The organism is Sulfitobacter sp. AS59, assembly GCF_038899995.1.
Taxonomy (GTDB): domain Bacteria; phylum Pseudomonadota; class Alphaproteobacteria; order Rhodobacterales; family Rhodobacteraceae; genus Sulfitobacter.
This window is the reverse complement of the sequence record NZ_JBBMQK010000001.1, coordinates 247,658-273,640: the sequence shown is the minus strand read 5'-3', so window position 1 is coordinate 273,640 and position 25,983 is coordinate 247,658. Positions and strand designations below refer to the sequence as shown.

Annotated in this window: 24 protein-coding genes and 1 tRNA gene; 10 read left to right on the top strand and 15 right to left on the bottom strand. The window is 59.1% G+C overall.

The window, feature by feature from the left end; translation table 11 throughout:
- Positions 1–44: 44 nt before the first annotated feature.
- From WNY39_RS01395 to WNY39_RS01385, 3 genes are all read right to left on the bottom strand, one after another.
- Positions 45–866 (bottom strand): arginyltransferase, encoded by an 822-nt coding sequence (locus WNY39_RS01395; protein WP_342843454.1) that lies wholly within the window; start codon positions 864–866, stop codon positions 45–47.
- A gap of 71 nt (positions 867–937) precedes the next feature.
- Positions 938–1,375 carry an RDD family protein gene (locus WNY39_RS01390; protein ID WP_342843452.1) on the bottom strand — a complete coding sequence of 146 codons (438 nt, stop codon included), beginning with the start codon at positions 1,373–1,375 and terminating at the stop codon, positions 938–940.
- Between the two features lie 65 nt (positions 1,376–1,440).
- Positions 1,441–1,848, bottom strand: coding sequence for a DUF2852 domain-containing protein (locus WNY39_RS01385; protein WP_342843450.1), 408 nt, complete (start codon positions 1,846–1,848; stop codon positions 1,441–1,443).
- Positions 1,849–2,077: 229 nt separating this feature from the next.
- On the opposite strand from WNY39_RS01385, the gene WNY39_RS01380 reads away from it, so the two are divergent.
- From WNY39_RS01380 to WNY39_RS01365, 4 genes are all read left to right on the top strand, one after another.
- Complete coding sequence (locus WNY39_RS01380) at positions 2,078–4,897, top strand: glutamine-synthetase adenylyltransferase (protein ID WP_342844335.1); 2,820 nt, start codon at positions 2,078–2,080, stop codon at positions 4,895–4,897.
- Complete coding sequence (locus WNY39_RS01375; RefSeq protein WP_342843448.1) at positions 4,894–5,166, top strand: hypothetical protein; 273 nt, start codon at positions 4,894–4,896, stop codon at positions 5,164–5,166. The genes WNY39_RS01380 and WNY39_RS01375 overlap by 4 nt, the downstream gene beginning before the upstream one ends.
- Before the next feature lie 84 nt (positions 5,167–5,250).
- Positions 5,251–6,477: a class I SAM-dependent rRNA methyltransferase gene (locus WNY39_RS01370; RefSeq protein ID WP_342843446.1), complete on the top strand. Its 1,227-nt coding sequence runs from the start codon at positions 5,251–5,253 to the stop codon at positions 6,475–6,477.
- Positions 6,478–7,023, top strand: a complete 546-nt coding sequence (locus tag WNY39_RS01365; protein WP_342843444.1) for a PIN domain-containing protein — start codon at positions 6,478–6,480, stop codon at positions 7,021–7,023. It begins immediately after the preceding gene.
- On the opposite strand, the gene WNY39_RS01360 is transcribed toward WNY39_RS01365, so the two are convergent.
- The 5 genes from WNY39_RS01360 to WNY39_RS01340 form a co-directional block, all read right to left on the bottom strand.
- Entirely contained in the window at positions 7,020–7,703 is a 684-nt protein-coding gene (locus WNY39_RS01360) for a M48 family metalloprotease (protein ID WP_342843442.1), read from the bottom strand. The genes WNY39_RS01365 and WNY39_RS01360 overlap by 4 nt on opposite strands.
- A gap of 96 nt (positions 7,704–7,799) precedes the next feature.
- Entirely contained in the window at positions 7,800–8,987 is a 1,188-nt protein-coding gene (locus WNY39_RS01355) for a VWA domain-containing protein (RefSeq protein WP_342843440.1), read from the bottom strand.
- Between the two features lie 3 nt (positions 8,988–8,990).
- Entirely contained in the window at positions 8,991–9,164 is a 174-nt protein-coding gene (locus WNY39_RS01350) for an apolipoprotein acyltransferase (protein ID WP_341235062.1), read from the bottom strand.
- 18 nt (positions 9,165–9,182) lie between these two features.
- Positions 9,183–10,544, bottom strand: a complete 1,362-nt coding sequence (locus WNY39_RS01345) for a DUF2927 domain-containing protein (protein ID WP_342843438.1) — start codon at positions 10,542–10,544, stop codon at positions 9,183–9,185.
- 313 nt (positions 10,545–10,857) lie between these two features.
- The gene (locus WNY39_RS01340) at positions 10,858–11,697 is read right to left on the bottom strand and encodes a MoxR family ATPase (RefSeq protein WP_341235064.1); all 840 of its coding nucleotides are present in this window, start codon (positions 11,695–11,697) and stop codon (positions 10,858–10,860) included.
- Positions 11,698–11,860: 163 nt separating this feature from the next.
- On the opposite strand from WNY39_RS01340, the gene dksA reads away from it, so the two are divergent.
- Positions 11,861–12,283: an RNA polymerase-binding protein DksA gene (gene dksA / locus WNY39_RS01335; RefSeq protein ID WP_341235065.1), complete on the top strand. Its 423-nt coding sequence runs from the start codon at positions 11,861–11,863 to the stop codon at positions 12,281–12,283.
- Positions 12,284–12,353: 70 nt separating this feature from the next.
- On the top strand, positions 12,354–13,523 hold the full coding sequence (locus WNY39_RS01330; protein ID WP_342843435.1) for an FAD-dependent oxidoreductase: 1,170 nt from the start codon (positions 12,354–12,356) through the stop codon (positions 13,521–13,523).
- Between the two features lie 3 nt (positions 13,524–13,526).
- On the opposite strand, the gene WNY39_RS01325 is transcribed toward WNY39_RS01330, so the two are convergent.
- Positions 13,527–14,576 (bottom strand): ornithine cyclodeaminase, encoded by a 1,050-nt coding sequence (locus tag WNY39_RS01325; RefSeq protein ID WP_342843433.1) that lies wholly within the window; start codon positions 14,574–14,576, stop codon positions 13,527–13,529.
- A gap of 16 nt (positions 14,577–14,592) precedes the next feature.
- On the bottom strand, positions 14,593–15,513 hold the full coding sequence (gene rocF, locus WNY39_RS01320; RefSeq protein WP_342843431.1) for an arginase: 921 nt from the start codon (positions 15,511–15,513) through the stop codon (positions 14,593–14,595).
- A 110-nt stretch (positions 15,514–15,623) separates the two neighbouring features.
- On the opposite strand from rocF, the gene WNY39_RS01315 reads away from it, so the two are divergent.
- Complete coding sequence (locus WNY39_RS01315; RefSeq protein ID WP_342843429.1) at positions 15,624–16,067, top strand: Lrp/AsnC family transcriptional regulator; 444 nt, start codon at positions 15,624–15,626, stop codon at positions 16,065–16,067.
- Here the strand turns inward: WNY39_RS01315 and WNY39_RS01310 are convergent.
- Positions 16,064–16,531, bottom strand: a complete 468-nt coding sequence (locus WNY39_RS01310) for a disulfide bond formation protein B (protein ID WP_342843427.1) — start codon at positions 16,529–16,531, stop codon at positions 16,064–16,066. The two genes, WNY39_RS01315 and WNY39_RS01310, sit on opposite strands and share 4 nt — an antisense overlap.
- Positions 16,531–17,109, bottom strand: a complete 579-nt coding sequence (locus WNY39_RS01305; protein WP_342843425.1) for a YqaA family protein — start codon at positions 17,107–17,109, stop codon at positions 16,531–16,533. Before WNY39_RS01305 ends, WNY39_RS01310 begins: the two co-directional genes overlap by 1 nt.
- Before the next feature lie 123 nt (positions 17,110–17,232).
- On the opposite strand from WNY39_RS01305, the gene WNY39_RS01300 reads away from it, so the two are divergent.
- Positions 17,233–17,316, top strand: a tRNA-Leu gene (locus tag WNY39_RS01300).
- Positions 17,317–17,461: 145 nt separating this feature from the next.
- On the opposite strand, the gene WNY39_RS01295 is transcribed toward WNY39_RS01300, so the two are convergent.
- Complete coding sequence (locus WNY39_RS01295) at positions 17,462–18,076, bottom strand: nucleotidyltransferase family protein (protein WP_342843423.1); 615 nt, start codon at positions 18,074–18,076, stop codon at positions 17,462–17,464.
- Positions 18,077–18,114: 38 nt separating this feature from the next.
- A complete protein-coding gene (locus tag WNY39_RS01290; protein ID WP_342843421.1) occupies positions 18,115–20,523 on the bottom strand; it encodes an FAD-dependent oxidoreductase in 2,409 nt (802 codons plus the stop codon).
- Between the two features lie 160 nt (positions 20,524–20,683).
- Between WNY39_RS01290 and WNY39_RS01285 the strand changes: the two genes are divergently transcribed.
- Together WNY39_RS01285 and WNY39_RS01280 are read left to right on the top strand one after the other, a co-directional pair.
- The gene (locus WNY39_RS01285) at positions 20,684–22,012 is read left to right on the top strand and encodes a DUF2254 domain-containing protein (RefSeq protein ID WP_342844333.1); all 1,329 of its coding nucleotides are present in this window, start codon (positions 20,684–20,686) and stop codon (positions 22,010–22,012) included.
- A 114-nt stretch (positions 22,013–22,126) separates the two neighbouring features.
- Positions 22,127–24,547, top strand: coding sequence for an FAD-dependent oxidoreductase (locus WNY39_RS01280; RefSeq protein ID WP_342843419.1), 2,421 nt, complete (start codon positions 22,127–22,129; stop codon positions 24,545–24,547).
- Positions 24,548–24,673: 126 nt separating this feature from the next.
- On the opposite strand, the gene WNY39_RS01275 is transcribed toward WNY39_RS01280, so the two are convergent.
- Positions 24,674–25,981: an HlyC/CorC family transporter gene (locus WNY39_RS01275; protein ID WP_341235075.1), complete on the bottom strand. Its 1,308-nt coding sequence runs from the start codon at positions 25,979–25,981 to the stop codon at positions 24,674–24,676.
- Positions 25,982–25,983 lie beyond the last annotated feature (2 nt).

The following is a 25,983-nucleotide window of genomic DNA, read 5'->3' as shown; positions in this document are numbered from 1 at the left end:
AAACTCCCCCGAGGATATTTTTAAGCCAGAGAAGAGGAGGCAGATCAGCGGCGTTTGGCGCTGAGATCGGGCAGGGCGATATTTGCGACCTGTTCGGCGATGGGATCGGTGCTTAATGGGTGATGGTCCGGGTTGAAATCAGCCGGATCTTTCATCTTGTGCCACTTGCCGCCCATATAAACCTCGAGGCCCGAGAACTTGGCCTTGTAGCCCATTTTCGGGCTGCCGGGCACCCAGTAGCCAAGATAGACATAGGGCAGGCCTGCCGCGCGCGCGATATCGATATGGTCTAGAATGATGTAATTGCCCAAGCCGTTCTGGGGCTGGTCGGGCGTGTAGAACGAATAGACCATGCTGACGCCATCGCCCAGCACATCCGTGAGGCAGACGCCGATCAACTCGTTTGTGACGTCGTCCGTATATTCAATGACGCGGCTGCGGATCGGAGTTTCCTCGACCATGGCGGCGAATTCAAATACGTCCATATCTGCCATGCCACCATCCGCATGGCGGCTGTCCAGATAGCGGCGGAAAAGGTCATATTGATCTTCGGTCGCCCAGGGAGAGGTGGCCCGCCGGGTCAGGCCCGCGTTCCGCTTTAGCGTGCGCTTTTGGCTTTTGCTGGGGATGAAGTCAGCGACACTGATCCGTGCGGAAAGGCAGGCGGCGCAATCGGCGCAGGACGGGCGGTAAAGCACGTTCTGCGAGCGCCGGAACCCTTGTGCCGACAAGCTGTCGTTCAGCATTGCGGCGGCCTCTCCCTGCAATGCTGTGAACAATTTACGCTCTGTCCGCCCCTCAAGATAGGGGCAGGGCTGGGGCGCTGTCACATAGAACTGCGGGGCAATGGGAAGGGTATGGCGCATGCTAATCCGATATTGTTACAAAAAGGATACCAACAGGATTTCAGGACGCCAAGCCCCAGTTTTCCACTGTGTCAGATTTCCTTGCGCCGGTTCAGGGCGACTGTTCCTAATACCATATCGCTAAGCCCCTGACAACGTGCGGTTGTGCCCATCAAAACGATGGAAATCAGCTGCAATGGCATGACGCTTATGCTGACCGTATATCCCAAGGTGTGAAGGAACGCGGTGCCCGTATCGAGACGTTCGTCGTTTTGGGTGCGCAGTTCCATCCCCATCAGGCGCATGCCCCAAGTTGATGATCCGCTGCTCAGCGTGGCGACGCGGTAGAAAAAGCCCACCACCAGCATCATCAGCGGAAAGAAGAACAGGCCGGTAAAGGCAGTGAACGGCAGCATCACAAGGCAGGCCAGCAGGATGATGATCGCATCAACGATCCACGCAAACAGTCGTTTGGTGGCGACGCCGCTGTAAAATTCCGGCTGTGTTTCGGGATCGGGGGGCATTGTCATGTCACTGTCCTTGGAATGGGGTGGATATGCCCCCCAAATGGTGGGGGGCACGGGGGTGCGCAAGTTTACGCGGTTTCGGAGGTATCGTTTTTAGGCGCGCGGTCGGCCATGAACTGGTCGAATTCGGCTTTGTCTTTGGCTTCGCGCAGACGGGTCAGGAAGGCCTCGAAATTGTTTTGCTCTTCTACCAGACGGGCCAGCGTATCGGCCTTGTAGGCGTCAAAAGCGGCGTTACCGGTGGGGCGGCTGGCCATTGAACGATGGCTGCGACGTTTGGCACAAGAGGATGATTTAAACATGCGTTTACTCCAGATCATATAAGCAAGAAGGGCAAGGCCAACAGGCCAGAAGACAATGAAACCGACAACCATGGCGGCGATCCAGGCGGGTTTGCCTTTTGAATCGAGCAGGTCTTCGGCGCGGCCTAGCCAACTGCGTTCAGTGGTGTAGGCGGGGGAATAGGTCTGAGTCATTAAAGTCCCTTTCGGTCAGAGTGTGGTGGCCCTGAAAACCTCGGGCCTGTTGTTGTGCGGGTGTATGTAAATCCCTTTCACATTACACTAGATTGTGATTGCTGAGCATTTGCGCAAGGGGTGATGTGAATCTTTTTTACATTAATTCTGCAAAAACCTCCGATGGCTTTGTTTTAATGGAGAAAACCACCCATTGACCCAAACCGTTGAAACAGCGAATGCTGGCGGGATGAGCAACCTTGCCACCCAAATTACCCGCGTTCCACGCATTTTCAACGCCGATCAGGCTGATGAAGCACGTCAGGCCGTGCCCGGACTTGCGCCTGAGGTGGCGGCGCTGGTGACGGGGGCGGGGTCCGTTTCACCCTATCTGCTGGATCTGATGCGCAAGGAAAGCGCATGGTGTGCCGCCGCATTTGACGACCCTGAAATGGCAGTGCAGGCGGTCATCGCGGGCGCGGGGGATGTGGCGGACGATCAGCTTTCCATGCATCTACGGCAGGGTAAACGACGGATCGCGCTGATGACGGGGCTGTCCGATCTGGCGGGGGCATGGACGTTGGAGCAGGTGACCACCACGCTAAGCTGCTTTGCCGATGCCGCCTGTCACGCGGCCCTGCGGGCCGGGCTGCGCGCCCAGATCAAACGCGGCAAATTGCCCGGCATGACGGCGGAGGATGCGGAAAGTGGCGCGGGCATGGTGGTGCTGGCCATGGGCAAGATGGGCGCAAACGAGCTGAATTATTCCTCGGACATTGATCTGATCTGCCTGTTTGACGAAACCCGGTTCGAGACAGATGATTTCCACGACGCGCGCACTGCTTTCGTACGCGCCACCCGCGCGATGAGCGGCACGTTAAGCGACCTGACCGGCGATGGCTATGTGTTTCGCACCGACCTGCGGCTGCGCCCTGATCCGGCGGTGACGCCTGTGTGTATGGCGATGGAGGCGGCCGAGCGGTATTACGAGAGCCTTGGCCGCACGTGGGAACGCGCCGCCTATATCAAGGCGCGTCCTGCGGCGGGTGATCTGGCCGCAGGGGATCGTTTTCTAACGGCTTTGCGCCCGTTCGTGTGGCGGCGTCATCTGGATTTCGCGGCGATCCAAGATGCCCATGACATGCGGCTGGCGATTCGCGAACATAAGGGTCTGGGTGGGCCGATCACTTTGCCCGGTCATGATATGAAGCTGGGGCGCGGAGGTATTCGCGAGATCGAATTTTTCACCCAGACGCGGCAGTTGATCGCTGGCGGGCGCGACGCTGACCTACGGGTGCGCGGCACCTGCGATGGCTTGGCCGTGCTGGCGGAAAAGGATTGGTTGCCTGCGGATGTGGCCGCGACCCTGACGGATCATTACCGCGCGCACCGTACCGTTGAACACCGGGTTCAAATGATCCGTGACGCGCAAACCCATACTTTGCCCAATACAGACGACGGTTTCGCGCGGCTGGCCGCGATGATGGATCAGGACGTTGAGGATCTGCAATCGGACCTGCACCGCCGTCTGGCGGAGGTGCATCAGTTGACTGAAGGTTTCTTTGCCGGATCAGACAGTTCGGACGCGGACGCGCCTGCACCGCATGTATTTGACAGCGCGGTGCTGGACCGTTGGTTGACCTATCCCGCCTTGCGCAGCGCGCGCGGTGCCGATCTGTTTGCCGAACTCAAACCCGGTTTGCTGGCGCGGTTGGCCGAGGCCGATAAACCCGCCGAGGCATTGCTGGCTTTTGACGGGTTTCTGTCGCGGCTCCCTGCGGGGGTGCAGCTGTTTTCGCTGCTCAAGGTGAACCCGTCCTTGTCGGAGCTGCTGATTGATATCGTCAGCACCTCGCCGGAACTGGCGGCCTATCTGTCGCGTAACGCGGCGGTGCTGGACGCGGTGATTGGCGGTGATTTCTTTAGCGATTGGCCCGGCGAAGCTGCGCTGTGCGATGCGCTGGCGGACACACTGAAAGCCGAAGGCGATTACGAGGCGCGGCTGGACGCCACCCGTCGTTGGGCCCGCGAATGGCATTTCCGCGTTGGCGTTCACCATCTGCGCGGGCTGACCGATGCGCGCACCGCTGGTGCGCAATATGCCGATCTGGCCCGCGCTGTGTTGCAAGCCCTATGGCCCGTGGTGGTCGAGGAATTCGCCCGTAAACACGGGTCGCCCCCCGGACGTGGTGCGGTGTTGGTGGGCATGGGGTCGCTTGGCGCGCGGCGTCTGACGGCGACCTCTGATCTGGATATGATCGTGATCTATGATCCGTTGGATGTGGAAGCGTCAGATGGGAAACGCCCCTTGGCCGCGCGGCTGTACTATGCGCGCCTGACCCAAGCGATGATCACTGCGATGACCGCGCCGATGTCCCAAGGCAAGCTCTATGAGATCGACATGCGCCTGCGCCCGTCTGGCAATCAGGGGCCGGTGGCCACCAGCCTTGCCAGCTTTGAAAGCTATCAGATGACCCAAGCGTGGGTGTGGGAACATCTGGCCCTGACCCGTGCGGATGTGATCGTCGGACCACAGGATCTGGCGGAGGATTTCAACGCGCTGCGGTCCAAGGTGCTGGCCAAGCCACGAGATCGTGCTGCTACCCTGCGCGAAGTGGCGGAAATGCGTGCGCGGCTGGCCACGGCAAAGGCCGCAAATGGCACGTGGGACGCGAAAAACGGGCCGGGGCGGTTGCAAGACATCGAACTGCTGGCCCAAGCGGGCGCTTTGCTGCAAGGTGAAACCGCCAGTCAGATTGACACAGGTCTGGACGCGGCGGCAGCATCAGGGATTATCAGTGGCGACGACACGCAAACACTGAAAGACGCCTATGCCACCTGCTGGTCCCTGCAATCAGCGACCCGACTGTTGTCTGCAACGGTCTTGCGCAGCGATCAACTTGGGCAGGCGGGCAAGGGGTTTTTGACACGCAGCCTGCAATGCGACAGTTTGGACGCCCTCGAAACCCATCTTGCGCAAACCTATGCAGCGGCGGCGTCGGTCATCCGAAATGCCTTGCAAGACTATGATGACGCGGCAAAGACCGGCCCAGAAAAGGAAGCACCATGAGCAAAGGCGACGCGCTGGACCCAAAAGGGCTGATTTACGAATCCTATCAGATCGACGGCATCACCAAGGCCGAATGCCGGACCATCTTTCTGGATTGGGCGCTTAGCCTGCCGCTTGATACCGAAACCGGCCCGACGATCCGGTTGATGCTGGAACGATATGGCACCACCGCCGACCAGCACCCGATGACCGACGTCATGCGCGAGGGGTTGCAAGGCATGGCCACACCGCAGCGGCGCGGCGGCTGGAAAAGCCGCCCACGCCATTGAATGTCCGACAGACGCAGATTGTTTCAAGTGGTGATCGCACGCTAAGGCTTTCCCAATCCATCAGAACCGACTAGAGGAGGCGTTATGACAACAGCCCCTATCGCATCCGCCCCGACCTCCGCCGCTGATTTGCCAGTAGTTCGCCTGCTGCCGAAAGCCAATGCACGTGCCATTCGTCACGGGTTTCCATGGGTTTACGCCAATGAAATGGTCGTTGACCGCCGGACCAAGGGCCTTGCCCCCGGCAGCCTCGCCATTCTCGAGGATAGCGCCCGTCAGGTGATGGGCATCGTCGCGGTGAACCCGCTGTCGAAAATCTTTTGCCGGATGCTGGATCAAAACTCCGAAGCTGTGATTGATCAAAGCTGGTTTGCCGCCCATATCGGGCGCGCGCTGCAATTGCGCGAACAGCTTTATGATGCGCCGTTCTATCGCCTGATCCACGCCGAAGCCGACGGGCTGCCCGGTGTGATCATCGACCGCTTTGGTGATACTGCCGTGGTTCAGCCGAACGCGGCATGGGCCGATGTGCATATCGACGCGCTGACCGCTGCCTTGGTGGAACAGACCGGCATTAAAAACGTGCTGAAAAACGCAGCAGGCCGCACGCGGACGTTGGAAGGTTTGGACGATGTCAGCCTTGTCTTTCAAGGTCAGGCACCAGACGGGCCGCTGCCCGTACCGATGAACGGCGCGATTTACATGGCCGACCTGACCGGTGGTCAAAAGACCGGTATTTTCTATGACCAACGGCCCAACCACGCCTTTGCGGCCAACTTGTCCAAGGGCAAGCGGGTGCTGGATGTATTCGCCCATGTGGGGGGCTTTGGCCTTGCTGCACTGGCAAACGGTGCCAGCTCTGTTCTGGCAGTAGACGGCTCTGCCCCTGCGTTGGAACTGGCGCAAAAAGGCGCCGAAGCGATGAACGTCGCCGACCGATTTGCCACACGCCAAGGCGATGCTTTTGACGTGCTGACGGCCTTGCGGGCCGAGGGTGCGGAATTTGACGTGGTGATCTGTGATCCACCCGCCTTTGCCCCCGGTAAACCCGCGCTTGAGGCCGGATTGCGCGCCTATGAACGCCTTGCGCGTCTTGCGGCCCCCTTGGTTGCGGAAAACGGCATTCTGGCGCTGTGTTCATGCTCGCACGCGGCCGACCTGACGCAGTTCCGCACCTCGTCGATCCGCGGGATCGGTCGGGCAGGGCGCCGCGCTGCGATGCTGCACACCGGATTTGCAGGGCCGGATCACCCGCAACTGCCGCAGCTGGCTGAAACCGGCTACCTTAAGTCGCTGTTCTTTCGGCTTTAAATGACGGTACGGGTCCTGATCGACGCCTGCGTTCTATACCCCACAGTGATGCGAGAAGTCGTGCTGGGTGCCGCGCGCGCAGGCGCGTTCACCCCGCTTTGGTCTGCCCGTATCCTTGAGGAATGGGCACGCGCCGCCGTCAAGATCGGCCCCACAGGTGAGGCACAGGCCCGCGCTGAAATCGCATTGCTGCGCGCCGCCTGGCCACAGGCCGAGGTCACGCCGAACCCAGGGCTGGAGCGTCGGCTCTATCTGCCCGACGAGAATGACATTCACGTGCTCGCCGCTGCGGTTTCCGGCAACGCAGATATCATTATGACCCTGAACGCCAAGGATTTCCCCCGTGGGACATTGGCCGAAGAAGGGCTGTCGCGGATTGATCCTGACAGCTATCTGCACGGCATCTGGTCGGCAGAGCCCGCGATGATCGAAAACGTCGCGACGGGCGTATTAGCACAAGCGAAAGAGCTCTCCGGTCAAGATTGGGAGATGCGCGCGCTGCTGAAGAAAGCGCGTTTGCCGCGGCTTGCCAAGGCGCTTGGCTAAGACATCCAGCGCTTTTGCAGACGGGTCAGCTCGGCGATGCGATCATCCGTCTTGGGGTGGCTCAGCAGCCATGCAGGGGCGGTGCCGTGGTTGCTTTGGGTCAGCGCCTCGAGCTTTTGAAACAGCGATATCTGCGGGGCGACGCCAATGCCCGCTTTGGTTAACAGCGCCGCTGCATAGGCATCAGCCTCGTATTCATCCGACCGTGACAGCCGCGCCGCCAGCAGGCTGGCCACCATATTCGCAATCCAAATCCCGATACCGGGGATCAGGCGCCCCAAGATCATCCCAAGGGCTGCCCGCATTGCGTTTTGGCCGGAAAAATCGATCATGCGGCGGCGTGAATGGCCAAGGGCGACATGGCCCAGCTCATGGGCGATGACGCTCGCCAGCTCCTCGGCCGATACCTCGCCTGATCTGAACTTGTTGTAAAATCCTCGGGTGATGAAAATGCGCCCGTCGGGGGCAGCAAGTCCGTTGACCGGAGCGACCTCGTAAATATGGACCTTGATCCGTGGCAGATCGAGCGCCTTGGCCATTTTCCGGCTCATCTCGGCCAAGGCCGGATCGACCAGTTCGGTTGATTTCTCGTCCAGTTCCTTGGCCGTGCGCCACGCGGAAAAGCGGTACATCGCAAGGCCGTACAGCACGGCAAGCAGGATGGGGATGACGCGTATCATATAACCAATATGGGCGGTCTGCGCGGAAGGGCAAGCGCAGATGAGTATTTGTGAAAGGGTGAAGCGATGGGGTGTAGCTAGATCACAGTCGTGGCGTTAACGGGTGAGCGCACGCATGCCCCGGCTGAGCCCTTCGAGTGTCATGGGGACCATGGCATCCGCGCCGAATATTTCCTGCACCATTTTGATGGATTGGGTGTAGGGCCAGTATTTTTCGGGGATCGGGTTGATCCACAGGCTACTGTTCCATTGTTCGCGGGCGCGGTCGAGCCAGACGGAGCCTGCCTCGGGGTTCCAATGTTCGCTGGCCCCGCCGGGATAGGCGATTTCATAGGGGGACATTGAGGCGTCGCCCACGAAAATGCATTTGTAATCAGGGCCATAGGTGCGCAGCACCTCGTGGGTGGATTGCTGTTCGGACCAGCGGCGCCGGTTATCGCGCCAGACGCCCTCGTAGAGGCAGTTGTGGAAGTAGAAATATTCCAGATGTTTGAATTCGGCCTTGGCAGCGCTGAACAGTTCCTCGACGGTTTTGATATGCGGGTCCATTGATCCGCCGACATCCAAGAACAGCAGCACTTTGACGGCGTTGCGGCGTTCTGGCCGCGTTTTTACGTCAAGATAGCCGTGTTCGGCGGTAGCACGGATTGTGCCGCCCAAGTCAAGCTCATCCGCGGCACCGTCGCGGGCCCAACGGCGCAGACGTTTCAGGGCCACCTTGATGTTGCGGGTGCCCAGTTCGACGGTGTCGTCGAGGTTCTTGAACTCGCGTTTGTCCCAGACTTTTACGGCGCGCTGGTGGCGCGACCCGTCTTGGCCCACGCGCACGCCTTCGGGATTGTAGCCGTATGCGCCAAAGGGAGAGGTGCCCGCCGTGCCGACCCATTTATTACCGCCCTGATGGCGGCCTTTTTGTTCCTCAAGCCGTTTGCGCAGGGTTTCCATCAGCTTGTCGAACCCGCCAGCGGCTTCGATCTCGGCTTTTTCCTCGGCGCTAAGATGCTTTTCAGCCATCTTTTCCAGCCAGTCCTTGGGGATGTCTACAGCTTCAAGAACGTCGTCCAAGCTGATGTTTTCCAAACCTTTAAATGATGCGGCGAAAGCCTGGTCGAACTTGTCGATATTACGTTCATCTTTGACCATGCTGACCCGCGCCAGATAGTAAAACGCATCCACATCATAGGTCGCAAGACCTGCTGCCATCCCGTCCAGAAAGGCGAGAAACTCGCGCATGGAAACGGGGACCTTGTGGCGGCGCAATTCGTCAAAGAAGGGCAGAAACATCGGTTAGACCCCGATCAGCAGACGGTCGAGGATCACCGTCAGGATCATACCCACGACGACGAAAGCCATGGCATATCCGGCAGCGTATTGCGCAATATCTTTGCGGTTGCCTTGGCGTTTGCGGGCGGTCAATCCGCCCCAGATTGCGCCAATCAGCGCGAATAGTATTACGATCATGTCAGCCCGCTTTTCGTGTTATTTGAGCGGGTTCAGCGACGCGATTTCGCGCATCTTGGCCCGCACAGCCCAGTCAGAACCAAAGCCGTAGCGCGCCCAGCCAAGACTGTCCAGTCTCACCAGCCGTGCTTCAGCGGGGCGGTTTTCCAGCTCTAACGCTTCGGCACGTAGCAGCAAAAGCGTGCTGAGCAGGGCCGCGTTTTCACGGCGATGTGCGGTCTCGATATGCGGGCCGATGATGCGCAACGCCTCGGCACCGTTCCCTTGGGTGATGGCATAGGCCCCCAGCTGCGTGGCGACATAGGCGCGGTGCAGATCGGTGCCGGCATTGCGGGCATAGAACAAATCGGCCATTTCGTATTGTTTATGAGCCGCCTCCGGGTCGCCGTTTTGCAGGGCGCGGCCCATGGCGTAATGGGCAAAGGCGCGGCGGTAATCCTGCCAGCCGAGGCTTTGCGCGATCTTGATGGCGCTATAGGCAGCATCTTGGCGTTGACCTGCGGATCGGCCGGGGCCAAGCGCGCCCTGAACGGCGATATTCCATTCCTGCGGGGTGCGTGTGACGTAACGTGCCTTGGTCGCGGTGCCGCGCGGGTTGATGCGCGCCAGAATGCCGGGCAGGATGTTGGCGACCTGACCGCGCGACATGCCAGAGCGTAGGGCAGGATCGTAATACGCCCGCAGCACCATCATGTCGAAACCGGTTAACACGGTGTGCACATTGTCGTCGTTGAACACCGAATCCGGGAGGCGGTAGAGGTCGTTTAGCGGGCCAAGGGCTTGAGCAACTTCTTCGTGCAGGCAATCGCGGACCTCTTGAGGGCTGGCATCATTGGGCAGAAAGATCGCGACATGTTCGCGCGTGGTCATCAGCGCCCAATTGGTCCGGGCGGTACGGCGTGCTTTCTTATATTCGGCGATACTGCTGACGTTGGGGGCCACAAAACAGGCCGCTTGGGGCAATACCTGACGGATTTTGGAGCGGCTCACCGCCTCGATGGTGATGCTGGCATCGGGCGATGTGGTCGGGCGGATGTCAATCCGGGCCTCGGACCGCAAGCGCGAGATCAGGCGCGCCAGATCAGGGCCAAGGGTGGCGGGGGCAGCACCCGTCACACGGATGGTGATCGGCCCCTCAAAACGGGTAAAGACGCGCAGGTCTTTGCCGCTTTCCATGCGAAACGCGAGTTCGATGAAATCAAGCGACAGATCATTATTCGATCGGGGGGCAGCCTGCGGATAATGGGTTGCAAAGTTTTTCATTGGGGGCAGGGATGACGCCCCACTGTCGATGGCGGCGCGGCTGACGACGGCGTTATCGGGGGCCGGGGCGCAGGCGTTAACCAACAGCATCAGCGCAAGCAGAATAACACCCCTCATGAGCGGTCACCAAGGGATGGTGGCGTCGCTGGCCCGTGGTGATGCGCAAGAAACGCGTGCTGCACAAAATCCGTGCCTACTGCCGGCACGTCCTGCGCCGCGATCATATAAGTCATTTGCCTGTTTGCCCTTTGGAGCTGATTACAGGGTCAAAATTAACCACTAACCAGACCTTTCTAAGGACCAATGGTGTCAAAAGAGAGAGAAATGTTAACGAATACGGCATCCTTGTGACGCGCGTGTCATGCTCGCCACAAGTGTATGGGGCTGTATGGGGCGGCGAAAACGCCGCCACCAGATTTAGGCCGCGCGGTTATTTCTGCGCGCGCGCCATAAAGGCCAAACGCTCAAACAGATGCACGTCTTGTTCGTTTTTAAGCAAAGCGCCGTGCAGTTTGGGCAGCGCGTTTTTGCCGTCTTTCTTGAGGTCGGCTGCATCCATGTCTTCGGCCAGCAGCAATTTTAGCCAATCCAGCACCTCGGATGTGGACGGTTTTTTCTTGAGGCCTTGTTGGTCGCGGATGTCATAGAATTGCGTCAGCGCGGTGGTCAGCAGGTTTTCCTTGATGCCGGGGTGATGCACTTCGACGATTTTGCGCAGCGTGTCCATTTCCGGAAACTGGATGTAGTGAAAGAAGCAGCGGCGCAGAAACGCGTCGGGGAGCTCTTTTTCGTTGTTTGAGGTGATGATGACGATGGGCCGGTTCACGGCTTTGATCGTTTCGCCTGTTTCGTAGACAAAGAATTCCATCTTATCGAGCTCTTGCAAAAGGTCGTTTGGAAATTCGATATCGGCCTTGTCGATTTCGTCGATCAGCAGAACGGTTTTGCCTTCTGCCTCGAACGCCTGCCACAGCTTTCCCTTGCGGATATAGTTTTTCACATCATGCACGCGTTCTTCGCCAAGTTGGCTGTCACGCAGGCGGCTGACGGCGTCATATTCATACAGGCCTTGCTGGGCGCGGGTTGTAGATTTGATGTTCCATTCAATCATAGGCAGGCCAAGGGCGTTTGACACCTGCCGCGCCAGTTCGGTTTTACCGGTGCCGGGCTCGCCTTTAACGAGCAACGGACGCTCCAGCGTGACGGCGGCGTTAACCGCAATTGTCAAATCATCCGTTGCGACGTAATCATCAGTTCCTTGGAATTTCATCTTGTTATCAACCCTTTTTGGCGCGTTATTCTGCATCCTTAAACCAATTTTCCTGTGCATTGTGTAGTGACAATCGGTGAACGCTGCGTTAGATGCCTGCATCAGGAGCGGAGTCGGGAGACTAACCTCAATGACTGGATCAAGGACCGCTATGGGGAGTGATATGAAGCAGGAAGTTTTTCTGGCAGACGGGTATACCCCTGCCGAAGACGAGCCGTTCATGAACGATCGGCAAGTAGAATATTTCAGACGCAAGTTATTAAACTGGAAAGCAGAGCTGCTGGCTGGCAGCCGCGACACAATCGAAGGTCTGCAGGATGGCACACGCAACATCCCGGACGTGAACGATCGTGCGTCAGAAGAAACAGATCGCGCGCTTGAATTGCGCACACGGGATCGGGCACGCAAACTGGTCAGCAAGATCGACGCCGCGCTGCGGCGCATTGACGAGGGCGAGTTCGGATATTGTTCGGTCACTGGCGATCCGATTTCGCTAAAACGTCTTGATGCGCGGCCCATCGCCACGATGAGCCTTGAGGCACAAGAACGTCACGAGCGTCGCGAAAAAGTGCATCGTGACGATTGATCTCTAGTTCGAAGTTTTAGCAAAAGCGCCGGGGTCCATTTCCGGCGCTTTTGTCGTTTAGGGGGCTTAAATGGCCATCAGTAATGCAGTGGTGATCGGTGGCGGCATCGGCGGGCTTGCCACGGCAGCATGTCTGTCGCGGCGCGGTATGGCCGTGACCTTGCTGGAACAGGCCCCCGCGATCTCCGAGGTGGGTGCGGGCCTGCAAATCAGCCCCAATGGCATGGCCGTATTGCGCGCGATGGGGCTTGAGCCGCAATTGAAAGCCCGCGGTGCCGTGCGCGGCCAAGCGGTTGTGTTGCAAGACTATAAGGACGGCGCGCAGGTGGCGCGGCTTGATCTGATGCGCGGGCAGGCGGATCACCCCTATCTATTTATGCACCGCGCTGACCTGATTGAGGTGCTGTTGGGGGCTGCAAAGCGGGGCAATGTATCTATCGAATTGGGTGTTCAGTCAGCCGCTTGCGTACCGGGCACCTTGCCGCAGGTCAAACTGGCGGATGATACGATTCGGCGCGCCAAGCTGATCGTTGATGCCACCGGTATCCACTCCAACACCCGCGCGGTGCTAAACGGCGCAAGCAAACCGCGTTTTAGTGGTCAGGTGGCGTGGCGGGCCGTGGTGCCAAACGCGTTTAACCACCCGGATGAGGCGCATGTCACCATGGGCCCCGGCCGTCATTTGGTCAGCTACCCCATTAGGGGCGGATCGCTGGTCAATCTTGTGGCGGTAGAAGAACGCGACGATTGGGCACCCGAGGGATGGTCCATCGCTGATGATCCGGCGAATTTACGCAAGGCGTTTCAAGGGTTTGGCGGTCGCGCCGCCGAGATGATCGCCGCCGTGGACGCCTGCACCCTATGGGGGCTGCATCTGCATCCGGTCGCCGAGACGTGGCACCAAGGCGGTGTGGCGCTGATCGGCGACGCAGCGCACCCGACACTGCCGTTTTTGGCGCAAGGGGCGAATATGGCGCTGGAGGATGCGTGGGTGCTGGCCGATTGCGTGCTCAATACGCCCGAGGATCAGGCCCTGCGGCGCTATCAATCGCTGCGCAAACCGCGCGCGCAACGGGTGATTGCGGCGGCAGCGGGCAATGCTGACCGGTATCACATGACACCCGGTCTGAAACGGACCGCCGCGCACACCGGACTGCGCGTTGCAAGCAAGCTGCTGCCCGGTGCGATGATTGGCGCGTTTAACTGGCTGTATCATCACGATGTGACCGCCCGTAAATAGTCGTTAGCCCGCCCGTTGCAGCATACCGAACAGGTCGCGGGGGTCTTCGGGGTCGGCCAGCAGATCAAGCGGGTCAAACAGCCCCGTCGTAGCAATCTGATCACGCACATAGCGCAGGGCCGAGAAATCCTCGATCGCGAAACCAACGCTGTCGAACAGGGTGATTTGCTTGTCATCGGTGCGACCTTGGGCCTGACCGGTCAGGACTTGCCAGATTTCAGTCACCGGATGATCCGCGTCAAGCTGCTGAATCTCGCCCTCGATCCGGGTCTGTTCGGGGTATTCCACAAAGATACCCGCGCGGTGCAGAATCGCAGGGGCCAGTTCGGTTTTGCCGGGGCAGTCGCCACCGATGGCATTAATGTGAACGCCCGCACCGACCATGTTATCGGTCAGGATCGTCGCATATTGCTTGTCTGCGGTGCAGGTCGTGACAATCTGTGCACCCAACATCGCGTCCTCGGCTGTATCGCAGGGCACAACCTTGATCCCTTGACCAGCGAGGTTCGCAGCACATTTCGCGGTGGCGGCAGGGTCGATATCAAACAAGCGTACCTCGTCGATGCCGACAATCGCCTTCATCGCCAATGTCTGGAATTCTGATTGCGCGCCATTGCCGATCATCGCCATCACATGCGCGCCCTTGGGGGCCAGCAAACGCGCCACCACAGCCGAGGTTGCCGCCGTACGCAGCGCCGTCAGTATCGTCATTTCCGACAGCAACACAGGATAGCCATTGGCGACATTGGACAGCAACCCGAACGCCGTCACCGTTTGCAGCCCGTCCGCCGTGTTCGACGGATGGCCGTTGACGTATTTGAACCCGTACACATCCCCGTCCGAGGTCGGCATAAGCTCGATCACGCCTTTCTCGGAATGGCTGGCGACGCGGGGCGTTTTGTCAAACAGCTCCCACCGTTTGAAATCAGCCTCGATATAGTCGCCCAGGCCCACCAGCATCGGTTCAACGCCAATGTGGTGGATCAGTTTCATCATGTTGTGAACGGAGACAAAGGGGACAAGCGCCTTTTCCGAGGGGTTCAGATTGGTCATTTTATTATCCTTAAAATCAATACGCGCGGGTCGGGCGGTCGAACACGCGGCGCCCGAACGCCGATGCGGCCAGATCGACCATCAAACGCGCTGTGCGGCCGCGTTCATCCAGAAACGGGTTCAGTTCGACCAGATCCATTGACGTGATCAACCCGCTATCATGCAGCATTTCCATCACCAGATGGCCTTCGCGCACCGTGGCACCGCCCGGCACGGTCGTGCCAACGGCAGGGGCGACGGAGGGATCAAGAAAATCCACATCCAAGGACACATGCAGCATGCCATTCACGGCCGCGACTTTCTCAAGGAATGCATTCAGCGGCGTGGCGATACCCGTTTCGTCGATCTCGCGCATATCAACACGCTGGATTGTGGTTTCTTGCAGGGCAGCACGCTCTGCCGCGTCAACCGACCGCAGACCGATGATGGCGATGTTATCATGGGGCAGGGCATAGGGCAGATCGGGAAAGGCATCGAAGCCGTCGCGCCCGGTGACATAGCCCAACGGTGTGCCGTGCAAATTGCCGCTGTCCGTGCTTTCGGGGGTGTGAAAATCGCTATGCGCATCTAACCACAACACAAACAACGGACGGTTCTGCGCCTGCGCATACCGCATCGCGCCCAAAACGGTGCCGGACGCCAGCGCATGATCACCGCCCATAAATATGGGGAGCCCGTCGCGAAAAGCTTCTTCAGCAGCATCGGCAAGGCTTTGCGTCCAGGCCACCGTTTCTTCCAGCGCATAAAGCTTGGGGTGTTGGCCGGGGGTAAAGGGTGCGGGGGCCACGTTGCCGCGATCGATCACGCTGTGCCCCAGATCGGTGAGTGCGGTCGCCAGACCCGCGGTGCGATAGGCATCAGGCCCCATCAAACAACCACGGCTGCGCTTGCCGCTGTCCATTGGTGCGCCCACAAGAATGCAGTTTTGCTGTGTCATCACGAAGCCCCTCAAATTAAGTTGCATAAGACATAACTGGGTGGTCTGGATCGCCACAATGCAGTAAAGTGATCAAATTGGACCATAATTGACCATTTTGGATATATAAAATGAACGTTTCGGACGAAGCCCTGATTGCTGCCCTTCGCGAGGACGCGCGGGCGTCTCTGTCAGATCTGGCGGCCAAGCTGGGTATCTCGCGCACAACGCTGCGGGCGCGCATGGAACGGCTGCAATCAAGCGGTGAAATTCTGGGGTTCACCGTCGTCACGCGGTCGGATGTCCTGACCGATCCGGTGCGGGGGTTGATGATGGTCGAGATTGAGGGCCGTGGCACCGACCGTATCACCCGCACGCTCATGGGTATGACGCAGCTGCGCGCGGTTCATTCCACCAATGGGCGTTGGGATGTCATCGTTGAAATTGGCACCAAAACGCTTGAGGAATTCGACGCCGTATTGGCCCGCATTCGCAAGCTGGAAGGGGTAGTGGCAAGTGAAACCAGCCTGCTGCTGAAAACGCGTAAAACGGGGCAGAGCGCGGGGGCGGCTTAGGCCCGTGCGCGCGCCGCTGCGACCCAGATTGCCAGCAGGACGACGCTGATCACCGCGTTCCAACCGGCCATGGACAGACCCAGAAACTGCCAGACGATCTCGTCGCACATGACAAGGCCGGATGGCGCAGTCGTTGACAGCAAATCACTGCCGCTCAGCGCGCCCAAATCCATACCGCCACCTGTGCAGCTGGACGGGCCGGGCCACCATTTCCATTCAACACCCGCATGATACGCACCGATTGCGCCTGTGACGGTCACGGCCAAGGCACCCAGCCAGATCAACGCACGCGGTGCGCCGAACAGCACAATCACCCCAAGGAATATCGCCGCAGCATGTGGCCATCGTTGCCACAGGCACATCTTGCACGGGGCCAGCCCGCCAATGTGTTGAAACCCAAACGCGCCCAGCAGCAGCGCCGCCGACCCAAGTGTCGCCAATAAAACCAAAGTGTTGCGCGTCATCACAGATACCTCACCGCAAAAATGCCGCCAAACAGAAGAATAACGGCAAGCGTGAACATAAGGGGCAGGCGGCGCTCAATAAAGTCACGGATTGGTGCGCCGAATTTCCACAGCAAGGCCGCGACAATAAAGAACCGCAGCGCCCGTGCCAGAATAGATGTGACGATAAAGGTGCCCAATGGCATGGTCGTCCAGCCGGACATAATCGTGATCACCTTGTAGGGGAACGGCGTGACGCCAGCGGTCAGCACCGCCCAGAACCCCATGTCGTTGAACCGGGTTGAGAATTCAGCCATTGCATCGGCTTTGCCCAGGCTGGCCAAAATCGGCGCGCCAATTGTGTCGAACGCAAAGGCCCCGATGGCATAGCCCAACATGCCGCCTGCAACCGACGCGACCAAAGCCACGCCCGCAATCAGCCATGCGCGGTTTGGCCGGGCCAGAATCATTGGAATCATCATGATATCCGGCGGAATCGGGAACACCGAGCTTTCGATAAATGCGACAAATGCCAGCGCCCAAAGCGCGTGTGGGTGGTTGGCAAGGCTCAGCACCCAGTCATAAAGGCGTCGGATCATACGGTGTTCTCCGCTGGAGTGACTTTGTTTTATTGGCAACACCATGACTATGCCGCGTGGTCAAGGAAAACCCGTAAATTTGCCCTTGCCGACCCGCGCGTTGCACGTTATCAGCCCCTCAGTGCCCGAGTGGCGGAATGGTAGACGCAGGGGATTCAAAATCCCCCGCCGCGAGGCGTGCCGGTTCGAGTCCGGCCTTGGGTACCACCTTGTTTTTGGCAAGGCTTTCCGTAAAAACCTGATAATGATGATCGGTGAAAACATTGTTTTTCGCCGGTAGCATTGTCTTTTTTGGTGCTGGGTTGTTGGTATCGCGGACAGTCCGAAGGCCCAGTGTTTCATGACCAAAACGCTATCTATCCGGGGTCTCGCGCCGCCAAGCCTCCCAAGCTTCGGGCGTGTCCAGATCGCGGCGGGCATGTTGACCGGGCAGGGGAATAAACTGCGTTTCGTCCTGCGCCGCAGCGACGATATCGCGGCCACCACTGTCGCCGGTCAGCTTGGCAAAGGCCGCAAAATGCGTGCCCGCAAAGATGATGGGATGGCCCGGTTTACCGTCTTCTGTGGCACCGCGCCAAATTGAGGTGTCAGACGACAGATCAACAGCTCTCAAACATGTTATCAGGTCCTCAGTCGTCAAATCCGGTAGGTCGGCAAGCAATAGCATTGCGGCCGTGGCATCTGGCGGTAAGGCGGCAACACCGCGTCTGAGCGAGGCATTCATCCCTTCCGCCGCATCAGGCACAGGAACGACCGTTACCTTCAAATCGTCAATCACGTCATAGCGCGGGTGCGGCGCCTCCGGCAGCGTCACAAACAGCGGCCCCGCCTTGGCGGCCAGCGCCATCAGCGCCTGACGTCGCAGCAAGGGCATGCCATCAACGATTTCAAGCAGCTTATCGCGCCCGCCCATGCGCGAGGACTGACCCGCAGCAAGCAGAATAATCGGGATGTTGGATGTGCTCATGCTCTATCGTTAACGGGATTTCGCGACGTGTTTAACCCCTAGCCGCGCATGCGGGTGCCGTCGGCGTCAAACAGCGGCGTGGTGATCAATCGGGCGGGGCACATCTTGCCCAAAATCTCGATCTCGACCATTAGCCCCTCGCGCTTGCTTTTCGTCGGGACAAAGCCCAGCGCGATGGATTTGCGCGCGAAATGCGAATAGCCCCCTGAGGTGCAGAACCCCACCACATGACCGTCATGCCAGATCGGCTCGTAGCCATGCACATCCGCGTCGATGCTATCAACCTCAAAGGCGCAGAGCGTACGATCCGGCCCTTTAATCCGTTCTGCCACGGCGGCGGATCGTCCAATGAAATCAACATCTTTCTTGAAGTTGATGAACCGGTCCAGGCCTGTCTCAGCAGCGGTGTAATCCGGTGAATACTCGGACATCCAACTGCCAAAAAATTTGTCCAAGCGCAGCGACATCATTGCACGCATGCCAAAAGGCACCATGTCAAAGCCGCGGCCAGCCGCCGACAGGGTCGTCCAAAGGCTGCGCTGATCCATCGGGTCGCAGTAAATCTCGAACCCCAGATCGCCGGTGTAGCTGACCCGCTGCACCAGACAATTCACCATGCCAACGGTCATTTCGCACACATCCATGAATTTGATCGTGCTGACATCCGCGCGTGTGCAGGCTTGCAGCAGCTTGGCCGCGTTCGGCCCCGCGATCTGGAACCCATTACGCCTGTCTGATATATTCTCGACACCGACGTCGCCGTTTAGATGCTGGGTAAACCAGCGCATGTGATAGGCCTGCGCGCCGTAAGATGCGGTCAGTTGAAAGGTTTCATCACCCAGACAAGAGACGGTGAAATCGCCGATCAACTTGCCGTTTTCAGACAGCATCGGCGTCAATGACATGCGGCCTGTTTTGGGGATGCGCCCCGCCATGATCCGGTCAAGCCATGCCCGCGCATCGGTGCCCGTCACCAGATATTTCCCGAAATTCTGCACCTCGTTGATGCCCACACTCGCCCGGACGGCAGTAACCTCGCGCGCGATGGCACCGAAAGCGTCGGACCGGCGGAAGGATGGGGTCTCGAATGTCGGCTCGTCGCTTTGCGCAAAGTAATTTGCGACCTCAAGACCGTATTGCTGGCCCCAAACCGCGCCCATCTCACTGAAAATGTCATACATCGGCGTGGTGCGGTGCGGCCGCGCGGCGGGCAATTCTTCGTTCGGATAGGATACCGAGAACCGTTTTTGGTAATTCTCGATCACCTTGGGCAGGGTATAGCCGGGGCTGATCCAGTCGCCAAAGCGCGCCACGTCCATCGCCATCACGTCGCGTTCCGGCTCGCCCTCGATCATCCATTGCGCCAGCATCAACCCGACACCGCCCCCCTGAGAGAACCCTGCCATCACCCCGCAGGCCGACCAATAGTTCCGCACGCCGGGCACAGGGCCAACCAGCGGGTTGCCGTCTGGGGCAAATGTAAACGGCCCGTGGATCACCGATTTCACCCCGGCGGTGGCCAGCACGGGGAAGCGTTTATACGCGAAATCAATGCTTTGCTCGATCTTGTCAAAGTCATCTGGCAGCAGTTCGTGCCCAAAGCCCCAAGGGGTGCCATCCACCGCCCATGGCCGCGCGGATTGTTCGTAGAACCCGATGCACAGCCCGCGCCCTTCTTGGCGCAGATAGCTTTCTCCGGCGGGGTCCATCACATGGGGGTGCTCGGCGTCGCGCTCATAGATCTGGGGGATGTCGTCGGTGACGATATACTGGTGCTCCATCGGGTGAAGCGGCAGATACACGCCCGCCATGGCACCGACCTCGCGCGCCCAAAGCCCGCCTGCGTTGATTAGATGTTCGGTGTGGATCGTCCCCTTGTCGGTCACCACATCCCATGTGCCATCCGCCCGCTGGTTGGTTTCGCGCACCATGCAATGGGTTTCAATCGTGGCACCGCCCATGCGGGCCGCCTTTGCATAGGCGTGGGTGGTGCCGGACGGGTCAAGATGGCCATCCAGCGGGTCATACAGACCGCCGATAATACCATCGAGATTGGTGATCGGCGCGATTTTGGCGATTTCCTCCGGCCCGACAATCTCGGTATCCAGCCCCATGAATCGGTGCTTGGCCCGTTCCGCCAACATCATGTCAAAACGTTCCGGCGTATCGGCAAGGGTCACACCGCCGACATGGTGCAGGCCGCATGACATGCCGGTGATCTCTTCCAGCTCTTTATACAGACGGATGGTATAGCCTTGCAAAGCCGCCATATTTGTATCGCCGTTCAGCGTGTGAAACCCGCCCGCCGCGTGCCACGTACTGCCAGACGTCAGCTCGGACCGCTCCACCAGCATCACGTCTTTCCAGCCCAACTTGGTCAGGTGATAGAGGACGGATGCGCCAACGACGCCGCCCCCAATAACAAGCGCACGGGTGGTGGTTTTCATCTAGGACCTCCCTCAGGTGGGTATAAGGGATCGTTGCAAGGGGGCCATTGGTCGGCATGCTGGCCAGCGACATTTGATGTCGGGTTTTGACCATGCCCGCGCCATGGACAGGCCAAAGCATCGCTGGACAAGGCACCGCGCCGCATTAGATATGGGTGCTATGGATATTGACATGCTGAACCCATCGACCCTGATCCGCAAAGCGGGCTATCTAAGCAGGCAATTGTCGGTGCGGGTGGTGATCATGGGGCTGCTTGCCGTGGTTGCCGTGGGCCTAAGCTCAGTCATCGAACATTGGATTCCCGAGGAGCTGGCCTCAACACTGACCGGTGCGGCGGCGGACCGGTTGCTGTCCATCATCGCCAACGCGATGTTGGCGGTCACCACCTTTTCGCTTAGCGTCATGGTCACGGTCTACCGCAGCACGTCGACCCAATGGACCCCGCGCGTGCACCGTTTGATCATTCAGGACCAGACCACACAAAACACGCTGGCTGTGTTCATCGGGGCCTATGTATATGCGCTGATCGCGATCATCATGCGCGAATTGGGCGTGTTCGACGACAAAAGCGCCTTTGTCCTTTTCATCACCACCGTGCTGGTTCTGGTGCTGATCGTGTTCTATCTGATCCGCTGGGTGCTGCATTTGCAAAGCTTTGGCAGCCTGATCGACACATCCCGTCAAGTCGAAGACGAAACCAGCCAGATGTTCCGTGACCGGTTGGCCAACCCTTGTCTAGGGGCCAACCCGCTGGTTGATCCCATCCCCGACAGCGCCGAAGTTATCGCCGCAAGCGAAAGCGGCTATATCCAGCATATCTATCCAGAAGCGCTTGACGAAATTGCCAAAAACCACGGCGTGCGCATTTATATGATGCGCAATATCGGAAGCTTTGTGTTCATGAACGAACCCTTGGTCAAGATCGATCAGGTGGGCGACGCCGTGGACGATGACCATACCGACAAAACCCTGCGCAAGGGTATCCAGCAGGCGATAATCTTGGGCGATGTGCGGACATTCGATCAAGACCCGCGTTTCGGGTTGATTGTCATGGGAGAGGTTGCCTCGAAAGCGCTGTCGCCGGGGGTGAATGATCCGGGCACGGCGATTGATGTGATCCACCGCATTGGCCGCATTCTGACCGATTACGAGGACGAGGTCAGCCGCGACCGTGATGAAGTTCTAGACAGCATTTTTGTCGAACCGATTGATCCGGCCGATTTGATACAGGACGCATTCGGGGCCTTGGCACGCGACGGCGTGGCCGTGGTTGAAGTGCAGCAATGTTTGCAATCAACCTTGGCGGGGCTGATGCGCCATCCTGATGATGGTTTGCGCACAGCCGCGCGCGCCGCCGCCGAACGACATCTGTTCCGCGCCCTGACCAAGATTGATTTCGCCCCTGATCGCGATCAACTGCTGAAAAGCGCTGCGAAAGACGTGCGTGAACATGTCACCGCTGAACTCGATAGCGCTCAGAACGACTAGGGGCATTTCTCTAGCCTGTCTTGGGGGCGACCGGTTTTGTCGGTTTTGGGCAACCCGCGCCCCGCCGCGCGGGGCAGGCTGACTGGAAGGAAACAGCAAAGCGGGATTTAGATCATGCGCAGCCACGCATCGGCAGTTGTCATCGGGGGCGGCGTTATCGGCTGCTCGATCCTGTATCACCTGACCAAATTGGGTTGGACAGATGTGGTGCTGCTGGAACGGTCAGAGCTGACATCGGGCAGCACTTGGCATGCGGCCGCCAACATCCACGGGCTGCACGATAACAACAACATCACCCGCATCCAGAATTACACGATGGACCTGTATAACGCGCTTGAGGCGGAAACGGGCCAGTCTTGCGGCGTCTTTCAACCGGGCAGCCTGTATCTGGCCCAGACCGAGGCCCGCGAACATCAGCTGCGCCTGCAAGCGGCCAAGGCGAAATATTATGGGCTGAATTTCCACGAGGTCAGCCGAGATGAGGCCGAGCGTCTGCACCCGTTGGTCAATTTCGATGGCATCCGCTGCATCATGTTCGAAGCGTCGGGCGGCAACGTCGACCCGTCCGGCGTGACCAACGCCTATGCCACAGGCGCGCGGCAAAACGGCGCTGAAATCATCCGGTTTTGCCCCGTTATTGGGGCCGAGCAACAAGCGGACGGCACTTGGATCGTGCGAACGGAAAAAGGCGATATCGCAACGCAATGGATCGTGAACGCCGCAGGGCTGTGGGGGCGTGAAGTGGCGGCGATGGCGGGGCTGACCCTGCCGTTGCAACCGACCGAGCACCAGTATTTCGTGACAGAAACCATCCCCGAGATTGCAGGCCTTGATCGCCGCCTGCCATCGGTTGCGGACCGTGACGGCGAATATTATCTGCGCCAAGAAGGCAAGGGCCTGCTCGTCGGCGCCTATGAAAAAGACCTGCGGTTCTGGGCCGAAGACGGCACACCACAAGGCTTTGGCCACGAGCTGTTTGCCGACGATCTGGAGCGGATCGAGCCCAACATGATGCGCGCGATTGACCGCGTCCCAGCGGTGGGCACCGCCGGGATTAAGCGGGTGATCAACGGGCCGATGATCTGGTCGCCTGACGCCAATGTGCTGTTCGGCCCTGTACCAGAATTGCGTAACTATTTCTGTTGTAACGGCATCATTCCGGGGTTTTCTCAATCTGGCGGCATGGGGTTGCTGGCCGCAGATTGGATCGTCACGGGCGAGCCGCGCTATGACATGTTCGCCTGGGATGTGGCGCGGTTCGGCGATTGGGCCGACGCCGCATTCACCAAGGCGCGGGTGGGCGATCAATATGCCAACCGGTTCAAAATCCACTTCCCGAACGAAGAACGCGCCGCTGGTCGCCCCGTGCGCACACGCCCCGTTTACGAGGTGCAAAAACAGATGGGGGCGGTGTTCGGCCTGAACTATGGGTGGGAGCATCCCTTGTGGTTTTCTGACACCCCCGGCACCGTAGATACCGATGGGTTCACGCGCCAGAATTGGTGGGGCCCTGTGGGCGATGAATGCCGGATGCTGCGCGAAAATGCCGGGATCATCGACATCTCGAACTTTGCGAAATACCGCTGTGCGGGGCCCGGCGCCGAACGCTGGCTGAACAGCCTTTTTGCCAACACCATGCCCAAGACGGTGGGCCGATCCTGCCTCACGCCGCTGATCGGCGTGCGCGGCGGGATCGCAGGCGATTTCACCGTCGCACGTCTGGCCGAGGATGAATTCTGGATCATCGGGTCGGGCATGGCGGAACGCTATCACCAGCGGTTCTTTAACGCGGTGCCGCTGCCCGATGGGACCGTGTTTGAGAGTAAAACCAATGACATGTGCGGGTTCAATGTGGCGGGGCCTAAATCACGCGAGATGTTGCAGCGGCTGACGAATGCATCGCTGGAAACGGCTGATTTCCCGTTCATGCGGTCGAAATGGATGGAGGTCGCAGGCCTCCGCGTGTTGGCGCTGCGGGTGTCCTTTACCGGCGATCTGGGATGGGAATTGCATTGCGCTGCTGGCGATCAAATCACGCTCTATAAGGCGCTCATTGCCGCGGGTCGCGATGTCGGGGCTGGCCCCGTTGGATCGCGCGCGCTGATGTCGCTGCGGATCGAAAAAGGATACGGATCGTGGGGCCGTGAATACAGCCCCGAATATTGGCCCCAAGAGGTCGGGCTGGATCGTTTGTGCAAGCTGGATAAAGAGTTTTTGAATAAACCCGCGCTGTTGGACGTTTTGCAAAAGCCCGCCCGCGAGCGGTTGGTGGTCTTGGCGCTGGTCGCGGAGGCGACGGATGCATCGAACGCGGATGCCACGGGCGGGGAGCCGATATTCAAGGGCGGTGTAGGTGTCGGGCGTGTGACCTCGGGTGCTTATGGATATGCTGTCGGGCAATCGCTGGCGCTTGGGTTCGTGAAAGACGTGAAAGCCGGGGAAAGGGTGGATGTTATGGTTCTGGGTGTACCCCATGGTGCTGTCGTGCTGGAACACGCGCCGTTTGATCCCCAAGGTGTACGGCTGCGCGGTTAACCCTGCCATAGTAATAGGGATTGCGACGGGTAAACCCGTCGCCAGATTGGGGGCCAGCCCATTCCTTTTAAAGATTGGGGGCCAGCCCCCAAGACCCCCGGGATATTTTAAAGCCAGAGAAGGGGGTTAGAGGGGGCGGATTTTGAATTGGGTGATGCGGTTGCCGTCGCGGGCTGTGACCTCGAACCTGAAACCGTGGAAGACGAACACCTGACCGGGGGTCGGGATCATTTGGGCCTCGTGGATTACCAGACCGGCGACAGTGTTGGCCTCGTCATCGGGTAGGTTCCAATCGGTGGCGCGGTTGATATCGCGGATGGTCATCGCCCCATCGACGAAATACTGGCCGTCTTCGGCCTTGGTCACGCCCATATCCGCCTCGGCGTCGAATTCATCGGTAATCTCGCCGACGATTTCCTCGAGGATGTCTTCGAGGGTGATCAACCCCTGAAGGGAGCCGTATTCATCCACCACCAAGGCAAAATGGGTGCGGCGGCGCAGAAACTGGCGCATCTGTTCGTCAAGGGTCGAGGTTTCAGGCACGAAATAGGGTTTCATCGCCACATCGGTGATGTTGAAATCCTTGAACGGTTCGGCATCGCCTTGCGCGTCGGTGATGCGTTTGTACATGGCGCGCAGCAGGTCTTTGGCGTGGATGACGCCCACGATGTTTTCAGGGTCATCGCGGTAGACGGGCAGGCGGGTGTGATTGGATTCCAAACACTGCTCGAGGATCTTTTCTGGTTCCAGCCGCCCATCGATCATCTCGATACCCGAACGGTGGAGCATGACCTCTTCCACCACGCGTTCGCGCAGATCCAACGCGCCCAAGATACGGTCCCGGTCTTCTTTTTCGACGACGCCTTCGGAGTGGCCAAGCTGCAGCGCGCCGGCGATTTCCTCGCGGACGGCAAGGATATTACTGTCGGGGTCGATGGTGACACCAAACAGACGCAGCATTCCACGCACCAAAAAGCGCACGGCGCTCACCATCGGGCTAAAGATCAACACCACCAGCGAGATCGGGCGCGACACCAGGCCAGCGGCCCGTTCCGCGTTGGTGATCGCATAGGTTTTTGGCAGCACCTCGGCAAAGATGAGAACCAAGAACGTCATGACCAAGGTCGCCAGGGCGACACCGGATTCGCCGAACAACCGCGTGAACAGCGCCGTGGCGAGAGAGGCCGCGAGGATGTTCACCAGATTGTTGCCCAGCAGGACAGAGCCGATCAGCCGTTCGTTATCTTCTGTAATCACAAGCGCACGCTGCGCGCCCCGCGAGCCTTTGTCGGCCTGCGCGCGCAGCTTGCCGCGTGACGCGGCCGTCAACGCCGTTTCCGAGCCCGAGAAGAAACCCGAGAGGATCAGAAGAAACAGAATGATACCGATGCTGATCCAGAACGCGCTGTCTAGCATTGCGGGGGCCGTGTCCATTT

Bases quoted from the DNA above. Each gene is read 5' to 3' on its own strand.
- WNY39_RS01395 (WP_342843454.1), bottom strand. From the start codon at position 866: ATGCGCCATACCCTTCCCATTGCCCCGCAGTTCTATGTGACAGCGCCC.
- WNY39_RS01390 (WP_342843452.1), bottom strand. From the start codon at position 1,375: ATGACAATGCCCCCCGATCCCGAAACACAGCCGGAATTTTACAGCGGC.
- WNY39_RS01385 (WP_342843450.1), bottom strand. From the start codon at position 1,848: ATGACTCAGACCTATTCCCCCGCCTACACCACTGAACGCAGTTGGCTA.
- WNY39_RS01380 (WP_342844335.1), top strand. From the start codon at position 2,078: ATGAGCAACCTTGCCACCCAAATTACCCGCGTTCCACGCATTTTCAAC.
- WNY39_RS01375 (WP_342843448.1), top strand. From the start codon at position 4,894: ATGAGCAAAGGCGACGCGCTGGACCCAAAAGGGCTGATTTACGAATCC.
- WNY39_RS01370 (WP_342843446.1), top strand. From the start codon at position 5,251: ATGACAACAGCCCCTATCGCATCCGCCCCGACCTCCGCCGCTGATTTG.
- WNY39_RS01365 (WP_342843444.1), top strand. From the start codon at position 6,478: ATGACGGTACGGGTCCTGATCGACGCCTGCGTTCTATACCCCACAGTG.
- WNY39_RS01360 (WP_342843442.1), bottom strand. From the start codon at position 7,703: ATGATACGCGTCATCCCCATCCTGCTTGCCGTGCTGTACGGCCTTGCG.
- WNY39_RS01355 (WP_342843440.1), bottom strand. From the start codon at position 8,987: ATGTTTCTGCCCTTCTTTGACGAATTGCGCCGCCACAAGGTCCCCGTT.
- WNY39_RS01350 (WP_341235062.1), bottom strand. From the start codon at position 9,164: ATGATCGTAATACTATTCGCGCTGATTGGCGCAATCTGGGGCGGATTG.
- WNY39_RS01345 (WP_342843438.1), bottom strand. From the start codon at position 10,544: ATGAGGGGTGTTATTCTGCTTGCGCTGATGCTGTTGGTTAACGCCTGC.
- WNY39_RS01340 (WP_341235064.1), bottom strand. From the start codon at position 11,697: ATGAAATTCCAAGGAACTGATGATTACGTCGCAACGGATGATTTGACA.
- dksA (WP_341235065.1), top strand. From the start codon at position 11,861: ATGAAGCAGGAAGTTTTTCTGGCAGACGGGTATACCCCTGCCGAAGAC.
- WNY39_RS01330 (WP_342843435.1), top strand. From the start codon at position 12,354: ATGGCCATCAGTAATGCAGTGGTGATCGGTGGCGGCATCGGCGGGCTT.
- WNY39_RS01325 (WP_342843433.1), bottom strand. From the start codon at position 14,576: ATGACCAATCTGAACCCCTCGGAAAAGGCGCTTGTCCCCTTTGTCTCC.
- rocF (WP_342843431.1), bottom strand. From the start codon at position 15,513: ATGACACAGCAAAACTGCATTCTTGTGGGCGCACCAATGGACAGCGGC.
- WNY39_RS01315 (WP_342843429.1), top strand. From the start codon at position 15,624: ATGAACGTTTCGGACGAAGCCCTGATTGCTGCCCTTCGCGAGGACGCG.
- WNY39_RS01310 (WP_342843427.1), bottom strand. From the start codon at position 16,531: ATGACGCGCAACACTTTGGTTTTATTGGCGACACTTGGGTCGGCGGCG.
- WNY39_RS01305 (WP_342843425.1), bottom strand. From the start codon at position 17,109: ATGATCCGACGCCTTTATGACTGGGTGCTGAGCCTTGCCAACCACCCA.
- WNY39_RS01295 (WP_342843423.1), bottom strand. From the start codon at position 18,076: ATGAGCACATCCAACATCCCGATTATTCTGCTTGCTGCGGGTCAGTCC.
- WNY39_RS01290 (WP_342843421.1), bottom strand. From the start codon at position 20,523: ATGAAAACCACCACCCGTGCGCTTGTTATTGGGGGCGGCGTCGTTGGC.
- WNY39_RS01285 (WP_342844333.1), top strand. From the start codon at position 20,684: ATGGATATTGACATGCTGAACCCATCGACCCTGATCCGCAAAGCGGGC.
- WNY39_RS01280 (WP_342843419.1), top strand. From the start codon at position 22,127: ATGCGCAGCCACGCATCGGCAGTTGTCATCGGGGGCGGCGTTATCGGC.
- WNY39_RS01275 (WP_341235075.1), bottom strand. From the start codon at position 25,981: ATGGACACGGCCCCCGCAATGCTAGACAGCGCGTTCTGGATCAGCATC.